At 49.4% G+C, this 21627-nt stretch carries 10 protein-coding genes; all 10 read right to left on the reverse strand.

Features of this window, described 5'->3' with window-relative positions; translation table 11 throughout:
- Positions 1-17: 17 nt before the first annotated feature.
- The 10 genes from AC0YNS_RS29855 to AC0YNS_RS29900 all read right to left on the reverse strand — a co-directional run bounded on the left by AC0YNS_RS29855 (position 18) and on the right by AC0YNS_RS29900 (position 21270).
- A complete protein-coding gene (locus AC0YNS_RS29855; RefSeq protein ID WP_475784569.1) occupies positions 18-3386 on the reverse strand; it encodes an endo-alpha-N-acetylgalactosaminidase family protein in 3369 nt (1122 codons plus the stop codon).
- Complete coding sequence (locus tag AC0YNS_RS29860) at positions 3383-5743, reverse strand: hypothetical protein (protein ID WP_475784570.1); 2361 nt, start codon at positions 5741-5743, stop codon at positions 3383-3385. Before AC0YNS_RS29860 ends, AC0YNS_RS29855 begins: the two co-directional genes overlap by 4 nt.
- A 76-nt stretch (positions 5744-5819) precedes the next feature.
- The gene (locus AC0YNS_RS29865; RefSeq protein ID WP_475784571.1) at positions 5820-7472 is read right to left on the reverse strand and encodes an extracellular solute-binding protein; all 1653 of its coding nucleotides are present in this window, start codon (positions 7470-7472) and stop codon (positions 5820-5822) included.
- A gap of 70 nt (positions 7473-7542) precedes the next feature.
- Positions 7543-8439, reverse strand: coding sequence for a carbohydrate ABC transporter permease (locus AC0YNS_RS29870; RefSeq protein ID WP_475784572.1), 897 nt, complete (start codon positions 8437-8439; stop codon positions 7543-7545).
- A gap of 28 nt (positions 8440-8467) precedes the next feature.
- Positions 8468-9409, reverse strand: coding sequence for an ABC transporter permease (locus AC0YNS_RS29875; protein ID WP_475784573.1), 942 nt, complete (start codon positions 9407-9409; stop codon positions 8468-8470).
- A gap of 181 nt (positions 9410-9590) precedes the next feature.
- Positions 9591-11312 (reverse strand): sensor histidine kinase, encoded by a 1722-nt coding sequence (locus tag AC0YNS_RS29880; protein WP_475784574.1) that lies wholly within the window; start codon positions 11310-11312, stop codon positions 9591-9593.
- Positions 11309-12868, reverse strand: coding sequence for a response regulator transcription factor (locus AC0YNS_RS29885; RefSeq protein WP_475784575.1), 1560 nt, complete (start codon positions 12866-12868; stop codon positions 11309-11311). The genes AC0YNS_RS29880 and AC0YNS_RS29885 overlap by 4 nt, the downstream gene beginning before the upstream one ends.
- A gap of 204 nt (positions 12869-13072) precedes the next feature.
- Positions 13073-13639 carry a TetR/AcrR family transcriptional regulator gene (locus AC0YNS_RS29890; protein ID WP_475784576.1) on the reverse strand — a complete coding sequence of 189 codons (567 nt, stop codon included), beginning with the start codon at positions 13637-13639 and terminating at the stop codon, positions 13073-13075.
- Between the two features lie 80 nt (positions 13640-13719).
- Positions 13720-17895 carry a S8 family serine peptidase gene (locus AC0YNS_RS29895; RefSeq protein ID WP_475784577.1) on the reverse strand — a complete coding sequence of 1392 codons (4176 nt, stop codon included), beginning with the start codon at positions 17893-17895 and terminating at the stop codon, positions 13720-13722.
- A gap of 45 nt (positions 17896-17940) precedes the next feature.
- Positions 17941-21270: a S8 family serine peptidase gene (locus AC0YNS_RS29900; protein ID WP_475784578.1), complete on the reverse strand. Its 3330-nt coding sequence runs from the start codon at positions 21268-21270 to the stop codon at positions 17941-17943.
- Positions 21271-21627: the final 357 nt, after the last annotated feature.

Raw genomic sequence — 21627 nt, forward strand, 5'->3', positions numbered from 1 at the left:
TTCAACCAGACATTTTATTATTCCGTCAGCTCGTCGACGGTAACGTTATCGATCACTAACGAACCTTTACTAACGTCGTTGCGAACGATGGCCAAATAGTAATCCGTGAATGGCCCGGTTACCAGCTCTGCAGTAAATGGATGCAGTCCCTTCTGAAGCGGCGCCGTGTAGACTTCACTCGATGGGCCTCCATCCGTCGTCCGCAAGGAAATCGAATATTGAGCTTCATTGTCCGACCTGTAATCGAATGTCAGCTTATAGCTATGATTCGGCTTAAGCTGTAGCCTGGATGGCAACGTTCGTAACAGCTCTCCGGAGAGTTCATCCATCGTTTTGAGCGACCATTCTCCTGCTATGGTATCTTCCGTATAGCCCTCATGAAATTGGGCGAGATGCGTCTTGCCGATTTTGGGATTGGCGCTGACGAACGGCCCCCAACCTTCGTCGACATGCTCGAAATCTTCATAGAAGTAATGATTCGTCTGCGTACGCGAACCTACCTCTCTCACTCGCACATCGTCGAAATGGACAAAGGAATCCGGCTCTCCTTGTTCTGCCAGAAGAGATAGTACCGGTTCATGCTCATCCATGGAATGCGGCCATTCAAATCGAAGCTGCAATCGCTGATAGTACGTACCCCGCTTATCTGAATCCACATCGCAATTGACGACTGCCGTTCGGCTAATGGTTCGTGTTAGTTCCAATCCCTCATAGCCGTCGATACGAATCGCCGCTTTCCTTCCCTCTGACACTTCCACCCATACCGAAGCAGAATAACACTTGCCTGGGGTTAGTCCGGAGAGCGCTTGGTAAACCCGTCCATCGGCGCCGTTATTCCCGCTAATTCGCAAGTAAGATTGACCGTAGCTCGTTTCGGCAATCGCGATATGGTCCGTATTGCTCGACTGTGATGATTTCGACCACCAGTCGAACCCTTGACTATCGAAGCCCATATCCTTTACCGGACTGCCCTCGCTCCATGCCATCTTGGGAACCGGAGGCGCTTCCGACTTATAAAGAACATATGGCGTACAAGCCTCTGCTGCCACTGTGACGGAACCGGAAACAACCTGCAGCTCATGAACAAATTCGCGCCCTAAATTCGTTAATCGGTACAGCTTCACTACCCCGTCGACAGGCCAGCTATCCGGAAGCTGCCAGACAGTTTCCCCGCCGGCGGCGTTCCAGTGGTAAATTTTCGTTTCCCCGATCGGATCCCAAGGAATAAAGACGGTATCACCGACCGCGATGATTCGATCATTCTTGCGTATGACCGCAACGCCTTCCTCCAGCCTAGACGAAACGTTGCCTTCCAAGATAACCTCTTCCGAGTCCTTCCAATTCATGATCGCAAAATGCATCAAATACCGATAGGGCAGCTGCTTCGTAAAGAAGGAACGTATGACCGCCTTTAAATCCCGCTCCCGCTGCCACCCCATGAAGCCGTTATCCCCGTACCTTGCATAGCCGCCTTTTAACAAGATATCTTCCGCATAAACGTCTTTGTCCGTGTGACGGATAAACCTAGAAATGCGGCTGTCGCCTGTGGAATCGTGTGTCCATACGGCATCCGAATCAAGCGCATCCGCTTCCTCCGTCCAGATTGTCCACCCGTTTCCGTGCAGCTTCTTAACCAGCCGCCAAGCAGCCCAATGTTCATCCCGATAAGTATCCACATAAACGAAACCAAGATGAGGTGCATGTTCGTTCAGCTCATCCAAACGCCGATCGAAGTCACCGGATAGAATATCTTGTTCCCTGTCGATATAGTAGGATTGGTCCAACCACTTCCATCCCGGCGTGCTCGTGACGAGTGAAGTCGAGTAGGAGCGCGCCTCCGGATAGGCTTCGCTATGATTGATATGCACGCCAATAACCGCTCCGAAATCACGAGCTCGTTCTGCCAGGAAATTCAACTCCTGCGCTCCTCCGGCCCGTTCATTGAAGTTGTTGCCGTAATCGGGATGCCCGCTATCATGCCCTTCACTTTGATAGCCTTTCAGTTCGATTAGTTGTCCGAACCCGTCCGTGTATAAGTGAAATTTCTTAATATTGTCCAAGATTCGGAGAAACGGAAATTGAGCCATGCTGGCAAAATTCATAACAATATGCGAATAGCTGTTTCTCAGTAATTCGGCCCCTGGGATTGGCTTCTGCAATTCCCGAACTGCAATCGCGCCATCCTGCCAATCGACGATGCCATCGCTGTTCCGGTCGTCCGTTAGGACGACCTTCGACCAAGGCTCGCCGATCACTTCCATATCCGGTCCCCGATAAGTCCAATAGGCATTCCAGACAGCAGTCCGTTTGTATCCGTTTCGCTGCACGGTTTGCACACACAATCGCCTGCGGTTGTGCAGCATGTTCCCGACTACACTCGCAGCCAATTGCTTCGTATTCACAATCGCAATCGCGCGATATACAGGTGCTCCCGACACACGCCATTCGGATGCACCTGCAAAATCGTCGCCCTTGATCCCTTCGGAGGATGCAACATGCGCGCATTCTTGTGTATCGCGAACCGAAACGAGCCCGTGATCAGGAATGGCGATCGTGCGAATGCGGAACGAGCCCTTTTCTTGGATATCGGTCATTCTCATCTCAAGCGTTGCTCCGGATAGAACGAAAGAAACGACCATCTCAACCTGAATGGACGCGAAAACAAGTTGATACGAAGCAACGGTCTGAGACTTCGATTCCAAATAAACGGCAGGAATATACCGCTCTCCGTTCAGATCCACATAGATTAACCGATCCTCTTGTCCGAATAGCACAGCACCGTTTGTTCTCCAACGATACTGCAGCACGCGCGGGAAGGAGGTATCCAAATCCACTTCCAGCAGATCGGATTCCAACTTCCACGATGGCACAGCCTCAGTTGCATCGTCAGCTTCATCCTGCACAAAACTGTCCGAACGGTACTTGTCGTCTAGGACAGTCGCCATCACTTCATCAAGATGAGCGTGCCCTTCTTCTCCCTCTCCGTTCGCCCAAGCACGGAAGCCGATGGCTCCCGCTTCGGTCTGCAAATCCGGAATATCGCCATGATATTCCGGATATCCATCCAAGGAGAGCATCAGAACCGAACCGACAAAACGGATCTCTACGCGATAAGATTTGCCCTCATATAACGGATCTGTTTTATACAGTACGCCTTGCTTGCCGCAAGGCGCGGCCCAAATCCATGTACTTCTGCCGAACGGGTCCATCGCCGTGTCGCAGCCGATGAAGATCCAACTATCCGGTGCCGTATAGCGAATAACTGCACCAACTTTGCCTGCGGCATTGAGCGGTGTCAGCGTAAACGCCAATTCCCCGTCGCCTAAGATAGGGCTATCTTCTAACAACACCACTGTATCGGAACCATTTGCCTCCACTATCATCATGGTGTATTCCCTCTTCGCACGGATTCCGGCTCGCCCCAAGTAACCACTTTGACACTCACCACCGGCTTAGGATCGCCTTCGAACTTGCAGCTGAACGACACCGTCTGTCCGCCTTTCCGCACAACCGGCGCATCTGTAGAAGCTTCAACCGTCCTTATTAAGTTCCAGTTCATATCGTAAATTTTCCCGGTTCGATCTCCGTCGCACACGAGATACTGATTCGCGCGCACCTCGGTATCGAATGTCATGTACTCCCCGCCTGTATAGAAGGTTGGCCGTTTTACCGATGCGTCCACGTTGCCATAGGATGGCGATACGCGCAGGCATAATCGCAGCGGCTGCTCCGAGAACTTATTGTAAAACGCCCAATCCGAGCCGCCCGGCTGACCGGGTTGCAGCTCTTCCGTACTGCAGACGAGTGGATTCGAAATATGGACAGGGTACAACTGCCAGATGCCAGATGCCAAGGCCTCCAAATGCCAGTCGCTCTTCGGATCGCGCATCCGCTCTTGCTGCGCAGGCGTAAACGCACCGGCATGACGAGCCGTTTCCCATTGCTTAACCGCATCCAGAAGGGCATTAATATTACCGTTGCGCTGAAGCACCGCCTGATCAGCCGATAGCGCGAAGCCGGCATTGAAGCCCGCCGCCTTCGACAGTACCCACTCGATTTCATCAGGTGATGTAGCTTCAAACCGATCCGAAGCAGATCGTACGAGAAACCAACCGAGCATGGACGGGATAAAGTTACGAACGAAATAACGTTGATTGCTAAGTCGCCATTCCAGCTGGCCTTCGCGAGTCGAGACGCCCCATGGCTCGCCCCAATTGAAACGCGTGAAAACATGCCATAAATAATTCGGAACGACGATACTTGCATCATTGATGACATCTTCATCCCATCCATCATAAATGCGCTTGACGAAGCGGTTCACGCCGTAATCGTCATGACCGGTCGCATAACAACCTTCGAGTCCGTCGAAAGAGATTTGCCTTAGTCCCGTCTTCTGGAACAGCTCTGCAATTCTCAAACTATATTCTTCCTGAAGCTCGATGTTCGGGAACAAAACGTCATAGGGATGATCCCACAACCGGCTTATAACAGAACCGCTCTCATGTGCTATAGCTGAAGTTCCGTTCGCGCCTCGCTTAACGCCCAGCAATTTCCACGGCGCCGACGGCGAAACGCTCTCGTATTCGATCAGCTCATTGCCAATAATGACGGTTTGCCGAAACAAATTAATTCGAAACGGCTCAGGGTTGTCGATCGTCAATTCCGTCATTAAAGCATCAATCGGCTCGACCAATCGTGCAGCTCCGACCGTCTGAAGCCGTGGATCCGGCAGCGGGGTCACGTACGAGTCATTGAGCGTCGTAAAGTTGGAGAGCGTATGTACGCCGACCTTAACCCCTTCCTCTGCAGCGAGCTCAACACAAGCTCTCATCCCGGCATCACCATTCGGAAAGCTTCCCGGCTTCAGTACAAAGTGTCCCCACTGCGTGAATGGATCCGGGTGGTACACATAATTCAAACCCGCTTGCTTCGTATAATCCACCGCTTGTTCTACGGAGGACTCAGAGAAATCCGTAATTAAATAGGACTGCGTCGCCGCCGGTGACTTCTTGCCCCAGACACCATCGATCATCGGATGCGGCAGCCCTTCGCCAAGCTCGATCGCCTCGATTGTATCCAGCACTTCATTCGCCGCACAGCCGAACAACGCGATTTTGGACCCGCAAATTAGCGCCTCTTCTCCACTTAGCGCAGGCACTTCGACTTCTTTCAAGTTCCACGCCGGACGACGCGCTGCCTTCGTGCGATCTCGCGTATAAGCCTGTAACAGACTTCCTTCGATTGTCGGCCATGCCGTGCTTTTGTCGTATTCGAACTTGCTATCTTCATACGGTTGATTGGCAAATTCGAGGTTCTCCAGTTCGACAGGCCAACCGCCAATTGTTTTCCAGTTAAGGGCTTGGATTCCGATGGCGAACTCGCCATCGTGAACAACGCCGACAGACTCTCCAATAGACTCAGACAAAGACGTTAAGAACGGACCCCAAATGACTGCATCTACTCCATCACCGGATAGTTGTTTCAACTCGAATGTGACATATTTCTCTTTGTTTACGATCTCAACCTCGGCCTTCACGCCGGAGTCTCCGAAATGGAATATCGCGGTAGAGTCCCCATATTGAGCGGAAACAGGACGTTCAACCTGACCGTTGATCGAAATTCGAATGAGCGGTGCCGCGCAACTCGCGTTCGTATAGGTCTTGCTTGATGCAGCTGAGGTCAAGCCGATAACTTCTCCTCTTTCATTCAGTACAACTGTGCATGCGCCTGCGTTAATTTTCATTCTTCATTCTCCTTCCAAATAAATAGAAAACGGACACCGGAACCCCGATGCCCGTTCAACCTTCATGAACTGATTCTTATTTGTGCTGATCGTAAACTTGCTGAGCTTCCGTCATCACTTTCTCTCCGCCCATTTTGTTCCAATCTTCAACAAATTTATCGAAATCGTCAATCGGCTTTTTGCCCGTAATGAAATCGATATAGGATTGCAGCGTGAACTGAGTAAGCTGGTCTTTGTTTTCGTTATAAAGCGGTTTTTGGTAAGCGTTCAGGATGTCATATACTTTGACACCTTTTGCTCTTGCTTCTTGTGCAATTGGACGAAGATCTTTATCCGCAGTATACGAGGTTTGGAAATCGTAATCGTTAAACGATCCAGCCATCGAATAGCCGCCGGCAATTCCGAGCTTCTTGCGCTCATCCTCATTATCATAAGGAGCAATATACTCGACAACGCCATGATCATTCAGTTTCCAATGCGTGTCTTTAACCCCAAAGTTGAGAAGCTCATAGAATTCCGGTTCAAACTGCGTCGCTTCGAAAATTTGCAGATACTTGCCTAATTTCTCCGGGTCATCCGCAAGCTGTTTGCCGAACATGAGGCCGGATGCATTGTTTGGAGAGGATTGGGAAATACCGAATTTGCCCTCCGGTCCTTTAATACCGCCCTCAGTCAGCCATTTGAAGTTTGGATCTACTTTGTGAAGCTTGTCATACCACGTTTCGCCTCCGAGGAATGCATTGCCCGGATAATAGACCCACCAGTAGTAATCCGCTGCGCCGGCTTTTCCGGTTAACATTTTATCCTCGAAATTGTTACCCTTATTCACGACGAACTCAGGATCGATCAGTCCGTTTGCATACCAACGGTTAAGCGTAGTCAAAGCTTGTTTAGCTCCCGGCTCGATTTCGCCGCGAACGATTTTCCCGTCTTTCTCGCGGAAGATACCCGGATAAGCGTCATAGGCACCGAATACGGAACTAAACATCATGTCCAGCGATTCCGCAGTAGCAGTCAGACCGTAAGTATCCTTCTTGCCGTTTCCGTCCGGATCTTCATTACGGAATTTCGTCAAAGCTGCTTCCTCTTCTTCGATCGTTTCCGGTATTTTGTTAATACCTACCTTCTTGAGCCAATCTTCACGGAAACCCAGCTGTTGGCCGTCGATACCGATATCCCAAATGCCCGGCAAACCATAAATTTTACCGTCTACCCGAACGTATTTGAACGGATCGTCTTTATCGATGAAGCGCTTGATCCATTCTACGTATTTCGGCATATACTTCTCGATCATATCTTGCGGAATTTCCGCAACGACACCTTGATCTACAAACTTCATATAGTCTGTCGGAGCCGGCTCTTTAATCCAGTCCGGAATGTTGCCCGAAGCGATTTTCAAGTTTACGTCTTCTTTGTACGTGTCGCCGCTTGTCGGAACGAGCTCTATCTCAGCATTGAATTTTTTAGCAAGTGCGGTTACCCCGGGTGAATCCACCTTGTTTTGATCCGGATAATACGCCCAGAAGGTCAGATGATCCGTTTTATCTTCCGTAGTTGCCGAATTCGACGCCGCTGCATTGTTCGACGATGAATCCGAGGCCTGGCTGTTGTTGCTGCTATTGATGTTGCCACTGCTGTTGTTGTTGCTCGTGCCGCAGCCTGCCAGCAAACTCGCCAGCAAAGAAATACTTGCGCCTCCATAAACCAGCACTTTAAATTTCTTGTTCATCTTCACAATCAACCCTTCCCATGATATGTATCTATCTATCTATTAACGGCTTCATCCGCATGATGCGGGTTTACCCTTTAACAGCACCAACCATGACGCCTGTTACGAAATACTTCTGTACGAATGGATAGATAACCAGCATCGGAATAATCGAGAACATAATCATTGTCGCTTGAAGCTGCCTGCCGGAAAATTCGGAATGATGGGTTAAATTTTGCTGGGCCAGCATCAAGCCTGACGTATTGTTATCAATAATGATTTTGCGCAAGATGACCTGAAGCACTTGGTGATTCGGATCTGAGATGTAGATCAAACTATCGAACCATGCGTTCCAATGGCCCACTGCAACCCACAAGGCAATCGTTGCAAGCACCGGTTTGGATAGCGGAATCACGATCTGCAAGAATATCCTCACATATCCGGCTCCGTCGACGCGAGCGGATTCCTCGAGCTCTTCCGGCAGGGAGCGGAAGAAATTGCGGATGATGAGCACGTTAAACGCGCTGATCATACCCGGCACGACAAGCGCCCATATCGTGTTATACATGCCGAGTCCTTTAATCAATAGGTAGGAAGGGATCAGTCCGCCGCCAAATAGCATCGTGAACAAGATGATCCCGGTAAAAACACGATTCATCGGCAAGTCCTTCTTCGCCAGCGGATACGCGGTCAAGGAAGTGAACACCACCGCCAAGGATACGCCAAGCAAGGTACGCACAACGGTATTTTTATACCCGTACCATAAAGCATCGTAATGAAAAGCCAGCTTATAGCTTTCAAGCGTGAACTTGGCTGGATATAACACGAGACCTGAAGCGTATGCTGTGCTCTTCGCCCCTCCACCATCCATCGAAATGATCACTTGCGTCCAGAAAGGATAAAGCGTAACCACCAATAATACCAACATGAATAGATATAGAATGACGTCAAAGCTTTTTTCGCCCGGCGTCTTCTTAACGGCAATCACAACGAAACACCTCCAACCAAACGTGCATTTACCATATCGCGCTGTCTTTCTGACCGATCATTTTGACAATCTTATTTACGACAAAGATGAGGATGAGCGCGATGATGGACTTGAATAATCCGACCGCCGTAGCATAGCTGTAACTCATATCCACCAATCCTTTTCGGTAAACATACGTATCAATGATGTCGGACACATTATAAACTTTGACATTGTACATATTGAAAATTTGGTCGAATCCGGCATCCAATATACCTGACATGGACAGGATCAGCATGATCGCTACGACAGGAGCAATCATCGGAATGGAAATGTACCACATCCGTTTGAATCGACCGGCTCCATCCAGAACAGCTGCTTCGAACATTTGCGTATCGATGCCGGACAACGCCGCGAAATAGATAATGGAACCCCAGCCAAAGCTTTGAAAGATATGGGTGATGACGAGCACCGTCCGGAAATATCGGGCATCGGCCAGATACAGGTTGGGGGTGCCTCCGAACAAGGTGATAAGCGTATTTATTGGCCCTTCCCAAGAAAGAATGGAGAAGAAAATACCGCCGAGTATAACCCATGAGATGAAGTGCGGTAAATACGACACCGTTTGCACGATTTTTTTGAATCTCACATTCGAAATTTCGTTTAATAACAAAGCGAAAATAATCGGAACCGGAAAGCCAAACAACAGCTTATAGAAACTAATGATGAGCGTGTTCTTGAGCACCGTGTAGAAATAAGGGTCGGCGAATAACTTATCGAAATGTTTAAGGCCAACCCACGGGCTTCCCATAATCCCATCCATAAATCTGTAATCCTTAAAAGCAAGAACGACACCATACATAGGAAAATAATTGAATACAACATAATAAATCATTCCAGGTATCATCATCAGAAGCAGAACGCGATACTTCCTCCAATTGCTCCATTTCTGATTCTTAACGGCCGATTTCCTCGAAGCGGCGATAGCCATTGCGGGCTTAACCTCCTTGCACCAGTTGTCATGACAGCGCTTTTATTTACTTGTACTTATCATAACAGCGGGCCCAGGGGTCGTAATTATCACATATCTTCGATCCTTATCAGTTTTCTACGTACTTTTACAAAAAAACTCCGTACCCTAGATCAGGTACAGAGTCAGCATGCTTCAATCGTTATGCCTCTATCGACAGAGGTATGGTAACTTTCATAATCGTACCTTCCCCGATCGTGCTGCTTATTGTAATTCCGTAATCGTCACCGAACTTTAACTGAAGCCGTTCGTTTACGTTTTTCAAGCCATAGCCGGAAGACTGAACCGTAAGCAAATTTCCGATCATGTCCTCTGATATCCCCGATCCGTTATCCTCTACAGTAAATACGACCGTGTCTGCCTCTATACGAGCAATGAGTTTGATTTGTCCTCGGCCTTCGTCTTTCTTGTCAATGCCATGCTGGATCGCATTTTCTACGAGCGGCTGCAAGACGAGATTGATCATTTTATGCGCATAAACCTGTTCATCAATCTCGTACACGACATCGAAGCTGTAATTTTTCATGATGAGCACAATTTCCAAGTAAGACCTGATGTTCTCAAGCTCTTCCCGGACCGTAATAATTTGCCCGCCTTTGTTCAGAGCCGTTCGATAAAACTTCGACAACGAGACGACGATGTGACTAATATCATGCTCCTCGCTTCGCAGCGCCTTCCAATTGACAAACGACAATGTATTATACAGAAAGTGCGGGTTGATTTGCGCTTGTAGCGCGCGCAGCTCGGCATCCTTCTGGATGATTTTGCTCGCATACGACTCTTGAATGACCTCATTGAGCCTTTTGAGCATATGCCCGAACCGAATCATTAACTCGCCGATTTCATCCTTCGCTCCCGTGTGCACCTGCAGGTCCAACTCCCCGGTTTCCACCCGCTTCATCCAGGAGACGAGCGTATGAATCCGCTTCATGAGATTGTTGGACATCGCCGTTATGAGGATAAGGAGAAGCAGAATGCAAGACCCGGCGACGATGGACGTTGCGGTCAAAATTTTATCGGCGTTCAACGATACGTTCTTCACCGGCACATAGGTGTAGATCAACCAGCCCGACTCCGGAATTTGTTTCTTGAGCACAAGTAATTTCTGATCGCTGATTTCTACCGTTCCGCTTTCCGCATGGATAATATCAGCGTCATTCAAGTTGTTTAATCGGAATGCTTTAACGGATTCCTTGGAATTCGAATAGAGGATGCCGCCTTTGGCATTGGTCACGATGACCCCGTTCCCCGGCATCAGTTCGGCAACTCGTCCGAATAGATCCTTCATATCGATCTGCATGACGAGGATGTCGTTCTGACCATTCACGAGCAGACGCGGAAACGTACTGATAAAGTACAGGTCGGATGAGTGTCGGATCCATACCGGCCTTACGTCTCCTTGTCCAAGCTCCTTATACCAAGCAAACGAGGGCAATCGCCGGGCAGACATAATGGCGTATCCTGACTCGGGCATGTCGTTCTCCGTATACACGGTCAATTGGTTGATTTCTTTGTTACCGATCCGTATTTGATTGAAATTCGGATAGAAGTATCGGTTCAGGTCGTAGTAGAGATTCACAAAGTCCATATAGGGGGTACTAATGATCTGCTGGATCTTGCTGTTGTTTAGAATGATGTTTGCCGTGTGGTTGTACAATTCCGCCTTGTAATTAAAATAGCCGGCCATCGTATCCACGTTGCGGTCTAATGCTTGCTCGGCTTGCGTGTTCAATAGCTGCTTGGACTGCCAGTAGGAATAGATGCCGAGTACCAGGATCGGAATGATGATGACCGACAAATAAGACAGAAACAGCTTCGGTTTCAGACGCAGACCATTCCATTTATGAACGATTCTGCTGATCATACGCCAAGCTCTTCCCGGAATTGTGTCGGCGTCATTCCAAAATGGGACTTAAACAACGAGCAAAAGTAAGCCATATTGGAGTATCCCGTCTCTTCGCTGATGTCGGCTACTTTTTTGTTGGTTTCGGCAAGCAGCTCCTTGGCTTTCTTCATTCGCGTATTCGTGATGTATTTGATAATACTGACGCCTACTTGTTTCTTGAACAAATGACTTAAATAGTTGGGAGACAAATAAACACTCTCCGCCAGCTCTTCGACGGATAAATCCCGCTTATACTCGTTATGAATCGTTCGCAGGATGGATTCCGTCACCTTGCGGTTGTTCGAATCAGCCGTCTGTCCGTCTGTCGTCTCGCAGCTTTCAAGCGTGGATATCATCAGCATGCAAAGCTCGCTTAGCTTGTTCGATTTATAGATCTGTTCGAGGTTTTTTTTGAACTGCTCCGTGTTTTTCTTCGGCGCATAGTCGAACATCATTTTCAAAATTTCCATGCAGCTGTACTTCAAATAAATCGAGGAAATCTGCTTTCCGGCCTTTAGCAGCTCATATAATTTCTCAAATCGCATGCGCGCGGATTGGAAATCCTTGCGCTCCACATCTCTTGCGATTTCCGACATCTTCTCTTCCACGCTGTCGGACGAATGCCCGTCTATCCAAGCGCTTTCTGCAATTAATACGGCACCTTTATCATAGAAAAACTTGCTCTCCAATATCGATTCGATCTCGTTATAGGCGACCCGAAGGCTGCCGATGTTCTCGATCGGACCGCTAAATGCTGCAAAAAGGTCGGTATCGTACTTCTTCTTGAATTCTTGTACGATACGGTTCCCGATTTCTTCCATGTCAGCGGTTGTATCCCCGTCCAGAACCTCCATGAAAAGCAAGCTCTGAAATTCATTGAGATTGAACCCTTCATGCTGCCGTTGTACACATTCGCTGATCATGCTTTCGAGATCGAGATCAGATAAATCGAAAACACGACTGCGTGCGTCCAAAATAACGATGCGCAGCGGGTTAGAACCGTTAAACATCGGAATCGGAGCCTGCAATTCGAATGACTCGTGCTGGAGATCGTCAATTCCCCCGTGAATCAACTGCGAAACCAGCCTCTGTTTCTCATGACGGATGATTCCTTGCCCATAAGCCTTCTCGAGCTGCTCTTGCCGCTCCTCTTCCTGCTTTTCCTTCTCGCACATGTGGATGACTTGCGAGATGACCTTCAGAAATTCGTTGACTTGAACCGGTTTCAGAATATATCGGATCGCATTCACATCAATCGCCTTCTGCGCGTATTCAAAATCTCCGTAGGCGCTCATGAAAATCACTTTAACCGGGATAGCCAGTTCCCGAACGGTGGCGGCCAGTTGAAGGCCATCCATGCCTTTCATCCGGATATCTGTAAATAAAATATCCACATGGTTCTGCTTCATGAAAGCAAGTGCACTCTCTCCGCTATCCGCTTCATGAATTTCAAGCTGCAAATCATATTTGTCGATAAGGAATTTCACGCCTTCTCTTTCGAACTGTTCGTCGTCAACGATGAGCATCTTGAACATGGGCACTGCCCCCCCGGTGAGGATAGACTCTCTCCAAAACTTATTTCATCATTGTAACTGAATCGCGTGTTCGCGCCAATGCGAATCGTTTCCAGTAGCTGGCTCATGTCAGCACAAAAAAACCTCCCATCAGCCCTATAACATCTAGGTTTTCGGCTTTAATGGGAGGTTGATATGGACGACAGTTGAAACGAGATTCAATCTCTACGGATGGATTAACATACGGCTGAGCCCCATCCAAGTATCCTTCAAGGAATCTCCGCCTCTTACGCGGCGATATTGTATGGAGCCCTTAATTGCCGACAACATGGCCAGGGCGATCGGACAACAATCAGCTTTATCGTCGCGAGAGTCCGTACCATTTGAATTAATCAAGTCATCCATAACTGAAAGCTCAAATTGACTGAGCTCCTGCGTTTTCTGTCTCATCGTTTCCGGCAGCAGCTCGAAATCCGCTTGCAGCGATGAAATCGGGCAAATCTCATTATCAGCTAGCTGTTCGGATTGCAGATGGCAGAATTGGACGAACTTTTCTTCGACCGATTCCTCCGATTCTCGCATCTTTGAAGAGAAATCGAACAGTCTCTGATAGATCTGATTTAGCACGGCCAGACCTAAGTCCTCCTTCTTCACAAAATGATAATGAATGCTCGCTTTGGATATGCCAAGATGCTTAGAGAGGTCGTCGTAACTGAAAGCCGTGTAACCTTTTTGTCGAATCAACGATTCAGCCAAATGCAGCAGTTGCTCTTTACGTTTTGCGGTTTCCATGTTGCGCACCTCGCTATTGGATAAATCAGAATGGAACTGCCGAGAACATCTCGGCAGCTCCTTCCGTCATACAGGTTAAACTAGATACGGCCAGATGCCGCCAACAGCTCGTACAGTACTTTCGCCGCTGCTTCACGCGTCGTAGCGCCGGCTGGTTGGAAGTAGAAGCTGCCTTTCGTTTCGACGCCACTCATCAATCCGGCATCCGTTACGATTTGAATGCTTTCTTGCGCATAGCCGCCGAACTGCGCGGCATCCGCGTAAGCTTGATGAGCAGGTTGGTTTGACTGCTGTAGTCCAACCAGCTTGATCGCTCTAGCCAGCATGACCGTCAAATCTTGACGGGTGATGGCTGCGTTCGGATTGAACCGGCCATCCGATCCTGTTACAAGTCCTGCCTCGTAAGCGCTCAGCACATCGGAAGCAAACCAATCGCTGCTGCGTACATCACTGAACGGTTTGACCGCCGCTTTTGTTTGCAGTCCAAGCGTTCTTGTGAGCATCGACGCGAATTGCGCGCGAGTCACATTAGCCTTCGGCGAGTAGGCATGCTCGGAAGTGCCGTTCAACAAGAATTTATCCGCAAGCGTTTGGATTTGATCATGCGCCCAAGACTTATCAATATCGGCGAACATGACATGCCTCGATGCAGCGGCATAAGTCGAGAAGCCCGGTCGACGAATCGTTACGATGGACTTGCCTTCGCCTGCAGCCGTGACTTTGGCAGGTACAGGATACACGTGGCCGCCGTCAAGGTACAACGCACCTGCTGCGCTTGCACTGCTCTCGACAAGGAACGATCTGGTCACGGTTTGGTCCGCTTTAAGTTTAAGCGGTGCAGCAACGCCATCCTTCAGGCTGCTTGCTTCGAAGACATATGGCGTACCCAGTATAGTGGCATCTTTTACTTGCTTCGTAAACTCGGATTTGCTTCCTTCATCTTTCTTGATTGTGATTACGATATCCGTTCCATCGGACCCTTGTCCCAAGGCAAGGAGCGGCAATGCGACGGATGCATCGTTCCAGTTGAAGACGATGGTCCCCTTCAGCCCGGCTTCTTTCACCAGCTTCACCTGCGCAGCCGTTAATTGCAGCTGTGCGGAGGAAGCGTCCTTGGAAGCTGCTCCGATGGTGAGTGCGACAGACTGCTTCGCGTCGGCAATCGCTTTCTGCAAATCGGCATCCGTGACGGACACGGACAATTGCGTGCCTTTTAAAGTCGATTGCGGTGCGATTGCAATGCCGGTTTGCCCCTTCTCGATGACGGTGGCAGCGACATCCTTGTTGTACGCCTCATCATTAGGGGTAATAATCGGTCCCCCTGTATATGGCGGGTTTGTCGGCGGGTTAGGCTCATCCACAACAGACTCATTCGTCACGTAGAACGATTTGAATGCGACAGATTCATCGACGACATTGTAGTTCTTATCTAAGACGCTGCCTACAACCGCCAGCTTATACCGCCCTTCCGGGAGATATTCATTTAATTTATTGCCATCTTGCAAGAGGATACCTACGTTATAAGAGCCATCGAATTCAGGGATGATGACGTTTGATGGAATCGGCTTTAGAGTATCCGTCGCATCATCCCGGTCATAAATTTCGGCCAATAAGCCTAATACTTCATTATTCAAATCGACGATCATCGCGTAAAAGTGATTAATTTGTCCTGTCGGGAGCGATGCCGTAATGTCTATGGGAGCATCTTTGGACACTGTTGTATGGCTAAGTGTCAGGTTCTGAATCAGGAAATCGTTGTCATCAGACTCATCGCCGATATGAACGACGAAAGGCAGATGCAGGGAAGGCAGACCCTCGCTCTCCAGCAAGACTTCACCCTCATATACGCCAACCTTGGCGCGCGCGATAGACTTCGCGGTCAGGTTGAAATTGAACTCGTCGCCCGCTGCTACCGTAATTTGGTTGGATGTGAATCCCTCCAGTCCCATAATGATCTCGCCCGGATTCGGCGTAGGGATCGGATGATGCGGATCGGAAGTTACCGAAGGGTGCGTCACGATTCTCGCCTTATACGTCACCGATTTATCCGAGAGGTTCTTGACCCGAAGCGGCTTCTTAACTGCTTCTTTGGCGCCTGGATTCATCATGCCGAAGCTCACGCTGCTGCCTTCGCTAGGCATAACGATCGGGTTCATCTTATCGTCGTGAAGCGTTATTTCGTCCATCGATTCAATAATGGCACGCGTGTCAATGGCGTTCATGACATTGACGCGCCCTGCGCCTTGCGAATAGACATCATACATCGTGCCATTCTCATCATGGATCTCCTCCGCCGTATTCGCCAGCGCTGCGCGAATGTCAGTCGGTGTCCAATCCGGGTGAGCCTGCTTAATCAACAACGCAAGTCCGGCCACATGAGGGGTAGCCATGCTAGTACCGCTTAACTTGGCATAGGCTTTGTCATAGTTAGCATCCGGATTTGCTTGCCCATATGCAGGAATTGAAGAGAAGATCGACACGCCGGGAGCACTCAAATCCGGCTTAATGCCATAGTTGCCATCCGAGTTCGGCCCTCTGGAGCTGAAATCAGCCATTCGGTCACCGGCTACCACAACCGTCTTAAAGTCATTCTTCATCGTGAACTGCAACTTTTGATCCGGATGCGCCTTCAGCTGGCGAGCTAATGCACGCCCCATCTTGCCCGGCATGTCGAATGCGGGAATGTAATCGTAGCCGTCGCCAAGGAAAGCAAGCGGACCGATCGCGCCGTCACGAGACAGTATTTCTTCCGATAAGTCAGGCACATTCTGATCACTGGAAGAGTAATTGCCATTAAAGATGACGGCCGCCTTCGCGCCGTGCTTGGCTGCCAACTTCACTTTCTCGTCGAAGCTGGAGAGTCCTCTGGAGATGAATACGATTTTGTCAGCCAGGAACTCCGGTTTAAGGCCTTTATAATCATCTTCCCTGCCCAAGCCGACGTAAACGCCTTGAATCGGATTGGTGCCGAACATGGTGTTAAAGCTCTCTTTATCCGTCGTCCAGCTCATCAAACTCATATTCGTGTCATAAACCTCTGACCCAACTGCGCTGTGAATCGTCCCCTGGACGCGGTTGCTATCGCTTGTCACCGCACCAACGGAGATCGCCATTTGCGAAGCGGCCGGTGATCCCATGGAGTAGTAATATTGATTGCCGCCGCCGGCATTGCCGTTCGCGACCACCGCTACAACGCCTGCTAAGACGGCATTGTTCACCGCGATGGAGTCAGGCGAATCCGGATCCTTCTCCAGATCGCTCCCTAAGGAAAGGTTAATGACGTCCATATGGTCATCGACGGCGTGTTCGATCCCATCGATAACCTGGGAGGATGTGCCGCCTTCCGGGCCGAGCACTTTATAGGCATACAGATCCGCCTCATAGGCAACACCTTTCTGCACATGCACGGACGTCGGGTTGGAGGCCGTGCCGGCGATCGTGCCGGATACGTGCGTACCGTGGATAGAGCCTGTTGAGTCTTCATAGCCTTTTTCCGGTAAATCTTCATACGGATCGTCGTCCTGATTAATGGCATCGTAACCGCCCTCGACATAATTGCCTTTGAGATCCGGATGCAGGTAATCGATGCCCGTATCAATGACGCCGACCTTCAACCCTTTGCCTGTCAATCCGCGGCCCCACGCCTTTAGAACACCAATTTGCTCTAGTGGAACCGGATCGAAATCCGATGAACCGGCAGCGCCTTGATAGCTGTCAGGCTCGTCAATCGGGTAATAGATGACATTGTTATGAATAGATTTCACACCCGGAAGCTTGGCCAATTGTGGAATAAGGTCAGCGCGGATCGTAATTTCCATTCCGTTGAGCACCGTATCGAAGCTGCGGTTGATCTTAAACGGAATGCTGCTCGCCTGTGCGCTGCGAACGAATGCGTTCTGCTCGGATTGCACATGAACTTCGCTTGCTTCCACAGCCAATGTTTTATAGCCGAGCTTCGCGGCATAGGTACCAACGGCAGCAGGCTGGCCGCTTAGTTGGATGATGACATTCATTTCCTTCGCAGAAGAAGTATCGATGTCATCGGCAATGTAAGCTTCACCCGGGATCGCATCAATCCCGGCCTCCGGCTTCGCTTGCTGCAGCAGCCGAGTTACGGCTTGCAGCCCTTCTTTCGTTATGAATGTCTTGTCGCGCGGAGCGGCATGCGCGGCTGGCAAGCCGGTCGTGACCAGACTTCCGGCCAGCACCGAGACCGTTGCGAGCGAAAGTGATTTTTTGAGAAGTGATCGTTTCACGTTCAAGTACCCCATTTCGGTTCAGAATAGTAGCTGCTTGGCGAGCTAGTTTAAGTTCAGGACGTCCAGACCGTCGATGGTTACGATGCTGTTGCTCGACTTGGGATTCGCTTCACCGGCATGCACGATTGAGACATGATGCGCGCCGCTTGCGAGCTCGCCAGACGTAAAGACTGGAACTTGATAGCGGATCTTGTCGCTGTACAGATCAATAGGAGCCGCCGTCACAGATTTACCATCGATGAAGATATTAACCTTGCCGCGGTTACTGCCGGTCGAGGACCAGACTGTGACCTTCGTGCCTGTGAATGTAAAGTCGACGGAACTGCCCGGAGTCGAAGTATAGGTCTGCACACCGTCGGCATATTTCTTGCCGTACCGAATAGCCCAAGGACCCTCATAATTAGCGGAAGGATGCGTCGGCGAAATTAAGCTGGAGAACACGAACGCATCCACGTTAATTGCAAACTTCTGATCCGCACCGCGTACGGATGAAATCTCTACTTCGTGATGCCCGTTAGTCAGGATCATTTTGAACAATGATTGCTTCGATTGAGGCGTCTTGCTGGACAAATCGACGTAACCCATAGCCAATCCGTCTACGCGGATCTCAGCGGTGCCTTGCATATCGTTCTTTGTGCCGATCCATTCAAACAAGTTACCTCTAAAACCGAATTTGACGGAACCGTTTCCGGTGAGCTGCTTCAAGGTTCCACCTGAATAAGATGAGCCATTAAGCGAGGTCCAGTTACCGTCGTAGATAAGCGACGCGTCGCCGTCTTCAATCGCTCCTGATGAATTACCATACTGCACGTTCAAGGTATAAGCACCCGCCGCCTCTACGGCATAGATGTTCACATAATAAGTACCCGCCTTGGTTGCGCGGTACGTAATTGCTTCAGTAGACGTGCCCGCCGTTTCGGAATAGGCTACCGCGCCTTCCTTGCTTTGCACGGTCGTTGCGGAATCATCATATAGAATCAGATCGAAATCCGTCCCCTCTTCACCCTTGAGCGTGAAGGTCGCCGTTTCGCCGGCGTTCAGTTCCACGGAATAGACATGATTCGGATCGTTCGCCTGATCGAGCTTGCCCGTAACAGACGTATCAATCAACGACATGCCCGGGATGTCCTTGTTCCACAACGCGCGATAAGCACTGATCAGTTTCCCGCTCACGGTAATTAGTTTCAAGGTAGGAATCGATTTGCCGCTGGTCACAACGCGCTGTTTAATATCTAAAGCACTCATATCCGGATTCTGACTTCCAACCAGGGCAGCCACGCCTGCAGCATAGGCGGCGGCGTATAACGTACCTTGGGAATAGGAGTACCTGCCTTTGCTATTCTTGATATTGATCGTGGTCATGTCCGGCTTATTGCTAATGACGGTGTCGTAAAATAAAGAGAAATCCATTAGCTTGTATTCTTGTCCCTCATAAATCGTGCCGGGAACACCCCAACCTTTGAAAATGTACCCGCCTTCCTTGACGAGCTTCAGACCCAGCACATCTCTTACAAAGGCGGATTTCGGGCTCTGATCGATGGAGTCTTGGCCCGTGAGCATTAGATGACCGCCAGTGCCAAGATAGCTGGTCAAGTTTGCTTGATCCTTGTCTGTAATCAGTTTGGCATCATTGGTTGCTGCTGCCGTTCCCGTGAACCAAATCACGATATTGTAGTTCTGCAGCCCTTGCGGTCCTGTAAGCGCCGGACCATCAAAGGTCTCATCCGCCGTCGTGAACGTTTCATAAGAGTAACCTGCTTGCTGAAGCAGCCCTTCGTAAACAGCCATAGGATCGCTCTCGTATAGAGGTCCAACCCCTCCATCGCCGTTGTTAAAGGAGCGCTTACTGTCATTGACGAGTAGGATTTTCGGTACGACCTCGCCTTCCGGCTTGAGGTAATCTAAGGCGCGATTAAACATATCCTGCCGTTGACCGGCATATTTTGGGTCATTGATCGGAATTTCTTCAAACCCAATTCCGTTGAAGTAAGCTTTATAAGTACCGCTATCGATTTGTGCCGCATAACCGGCATCAACGTCAGGCGTTGTCGAGAGGATCAGTTCGGACGGTGCAGACACATCGACGGACATTTGTCCGATCGCAGCTCCTAAAGCCGGGTCCCCCAGAATACTAACTCCGGTAACCGACAGCATGTTCGAACTTGGATAGGCAGCCGGATACACCGGTTTCACATCCGTATTTAAGGTTCCGCTCAAGCCTTGGCTTTCGCCGGCAGGAGCCACGAACAGCATGTCTGAGGCGTTGATTGCATCTTCGACCAGTCGGCTTCTGTAGAGATACACAAGTCCAAGGGTAGCGATCTTGGCGCCTTGCTCTTCGGCATAGTGGATGGCATCTACGACATCCGTGAAGTAACCGAGCTCTTCGGAAGCCACTTTAAGCGGCATGACGTTAACATTTGGCGCCACGCCGGCGATGCCCTCGTTATTGTTCATAGTGGCGGCAATTTGCCCGGCAATCGTCGTACCGTAGGTATCATTCAGGCCATCGCTCGTATCGAATAACGTGTTATCATCGTGGGCGAAATCCCAGCCGTTCACGTCATCAATTAATCCGTTGCCATCATCATCGACATTGTTGCCTGCGATTTCTTTATCGTTGGTCCAGAACTGACCGACCAGATCGGGAGCATCGGTCTTTACACCGGTACCGATAACGGCAACGGTAACGTCCTTGCTGCCCGTCGTAATTTCCCATGCTTCAGGCAAATCCATATCGATATCTTCCAAGCCGCCGGGCACCGTGCCTTCATTGAGATCTTGCCCGGTGTTGTTTAGCCCCCATTGTTCATGGAAAAGCGGGTCATTCGGCGTTACGGCAGATTGACCGGCGTCCGCTGCTGCAGCGGATGCCTCGTTCGTCAAGTCGACCGGTCGAATCATTTGCGGCACCAATGCAGAATTTATCTTGTAATCAGGTTCCGCATAGAGAACGTTCGGATCCTTTAGCAGCTCTTCTATGACACTATGTACATCAGATCCAGTCGCGAGCTTCAACAGCTCCGCATTAGGTACGGAAAGTGGACTGGACCCTGTTATTTGATTGCTTAGTGATAAGGCAAATACGGACTTCTGCTCCGTGCGATATCTGACAATGACGCGATCAGCGGCATACTCCGGTTTCTCAGGTAGTGTGCTACCGAAAGCAGGCAACTGCATGAAAGCTTGCCGTGCGGCATTCGTGTTTGAATTTTCGATAGATGGGTCAAGGGAAATCTCTCCTTCAGTCCATTGGCTTTTACGTATCGGGCCGGTTTGTTGTGATTGCTTGGCCAATACAGGTGTTACAACTCCAAATACCAGCATCGTCGACAGGAGTGCGGAAGCCATTCGCTTACTTTTTCTGATCAAGCCATATCACGTCCTCACTAAAATATTGAAAAATTAATAATAAAAACATAGGAAACGCTTACAATTCATTTAACTTACCTACTAGTAAATAGATGAGTATCGTGAATTTTCATACACAGACTTTATTTAATTAATAAAAATATTTATAGGCATATGCCCCCTTTCGCTTCTACCTTTCAAACGATTCTGCGGCTTGATTCCTCATGTTAACGATTTGAAAGATCGTGTCACTTAATCTAACATACTCTTTACAGCGAATTCTGAGATGATTATATATTTACTTAATCAAAAGAGTCAATTTATTTATTTTTTTAACTTTTTATTTATTTCTATAACTTTTTAAAGAAAGTTTGCGTC

This window comes from Paenibacillus sp. J22FR21 (assembly GCF_056269135.1).

Excerpts from the sequence above, each read along its gene's own strand:
- AC0YNS_RS29875 (WP_475784573.1), bottom strand. The coding sequence starts at position 9,409 with ATGGCTATCGCCGCTTCGAGGAAATCGGCCGTTAAGAATCAGAAATGG.
- AC0YNS_RS29865 (WP_475784571.1), bottom strand. The coding sequence starts at position 7,472 with ATGAACAAGAAATTTAAAGTGCTGGTTTATGGAGGCGCAAGTATTTCT.
- AC0YNS_RS29880 (WP_475784574.1), bottom strand. The coding sequence starts at position 11,312 with ATGATCAGCAGAATCGTTCATAAATGGAATGGTCTGCGTCTGAAACCG.
- AC0YNS_RS29860 (WP_475784570.1), bottom strand. The coding sequence starts at position 5,743 with ATGAAAATTAACGCAGGCGCATGCACAGTTGTACTGAATGAAAGAGGA.
- AC0YNS_RS29855 (WP_475784569.1), bottom strand. The coding sequence starts at position 3,386 with ATGATGATAGTGGAGGCAAATGGTTCCGATACAGTGGTGTTGTTAGAA.
- AC0YNS_RS29890 (WP_475784576.1), bottom strand. The coding sequence starts at position 13,639 with ATGGAAACCGCAAAACGTAAAGAGCAACTGCTGCATTTGGCTGAATCG.
- AC0YNS_RS29885 (WP_475784575.1), bottom strand. The coding sequence starts at position 12,868 with ATGTTCAAGATGCTCATCGTTGACGACGAACAGTTCGAAAGAGAAGGC.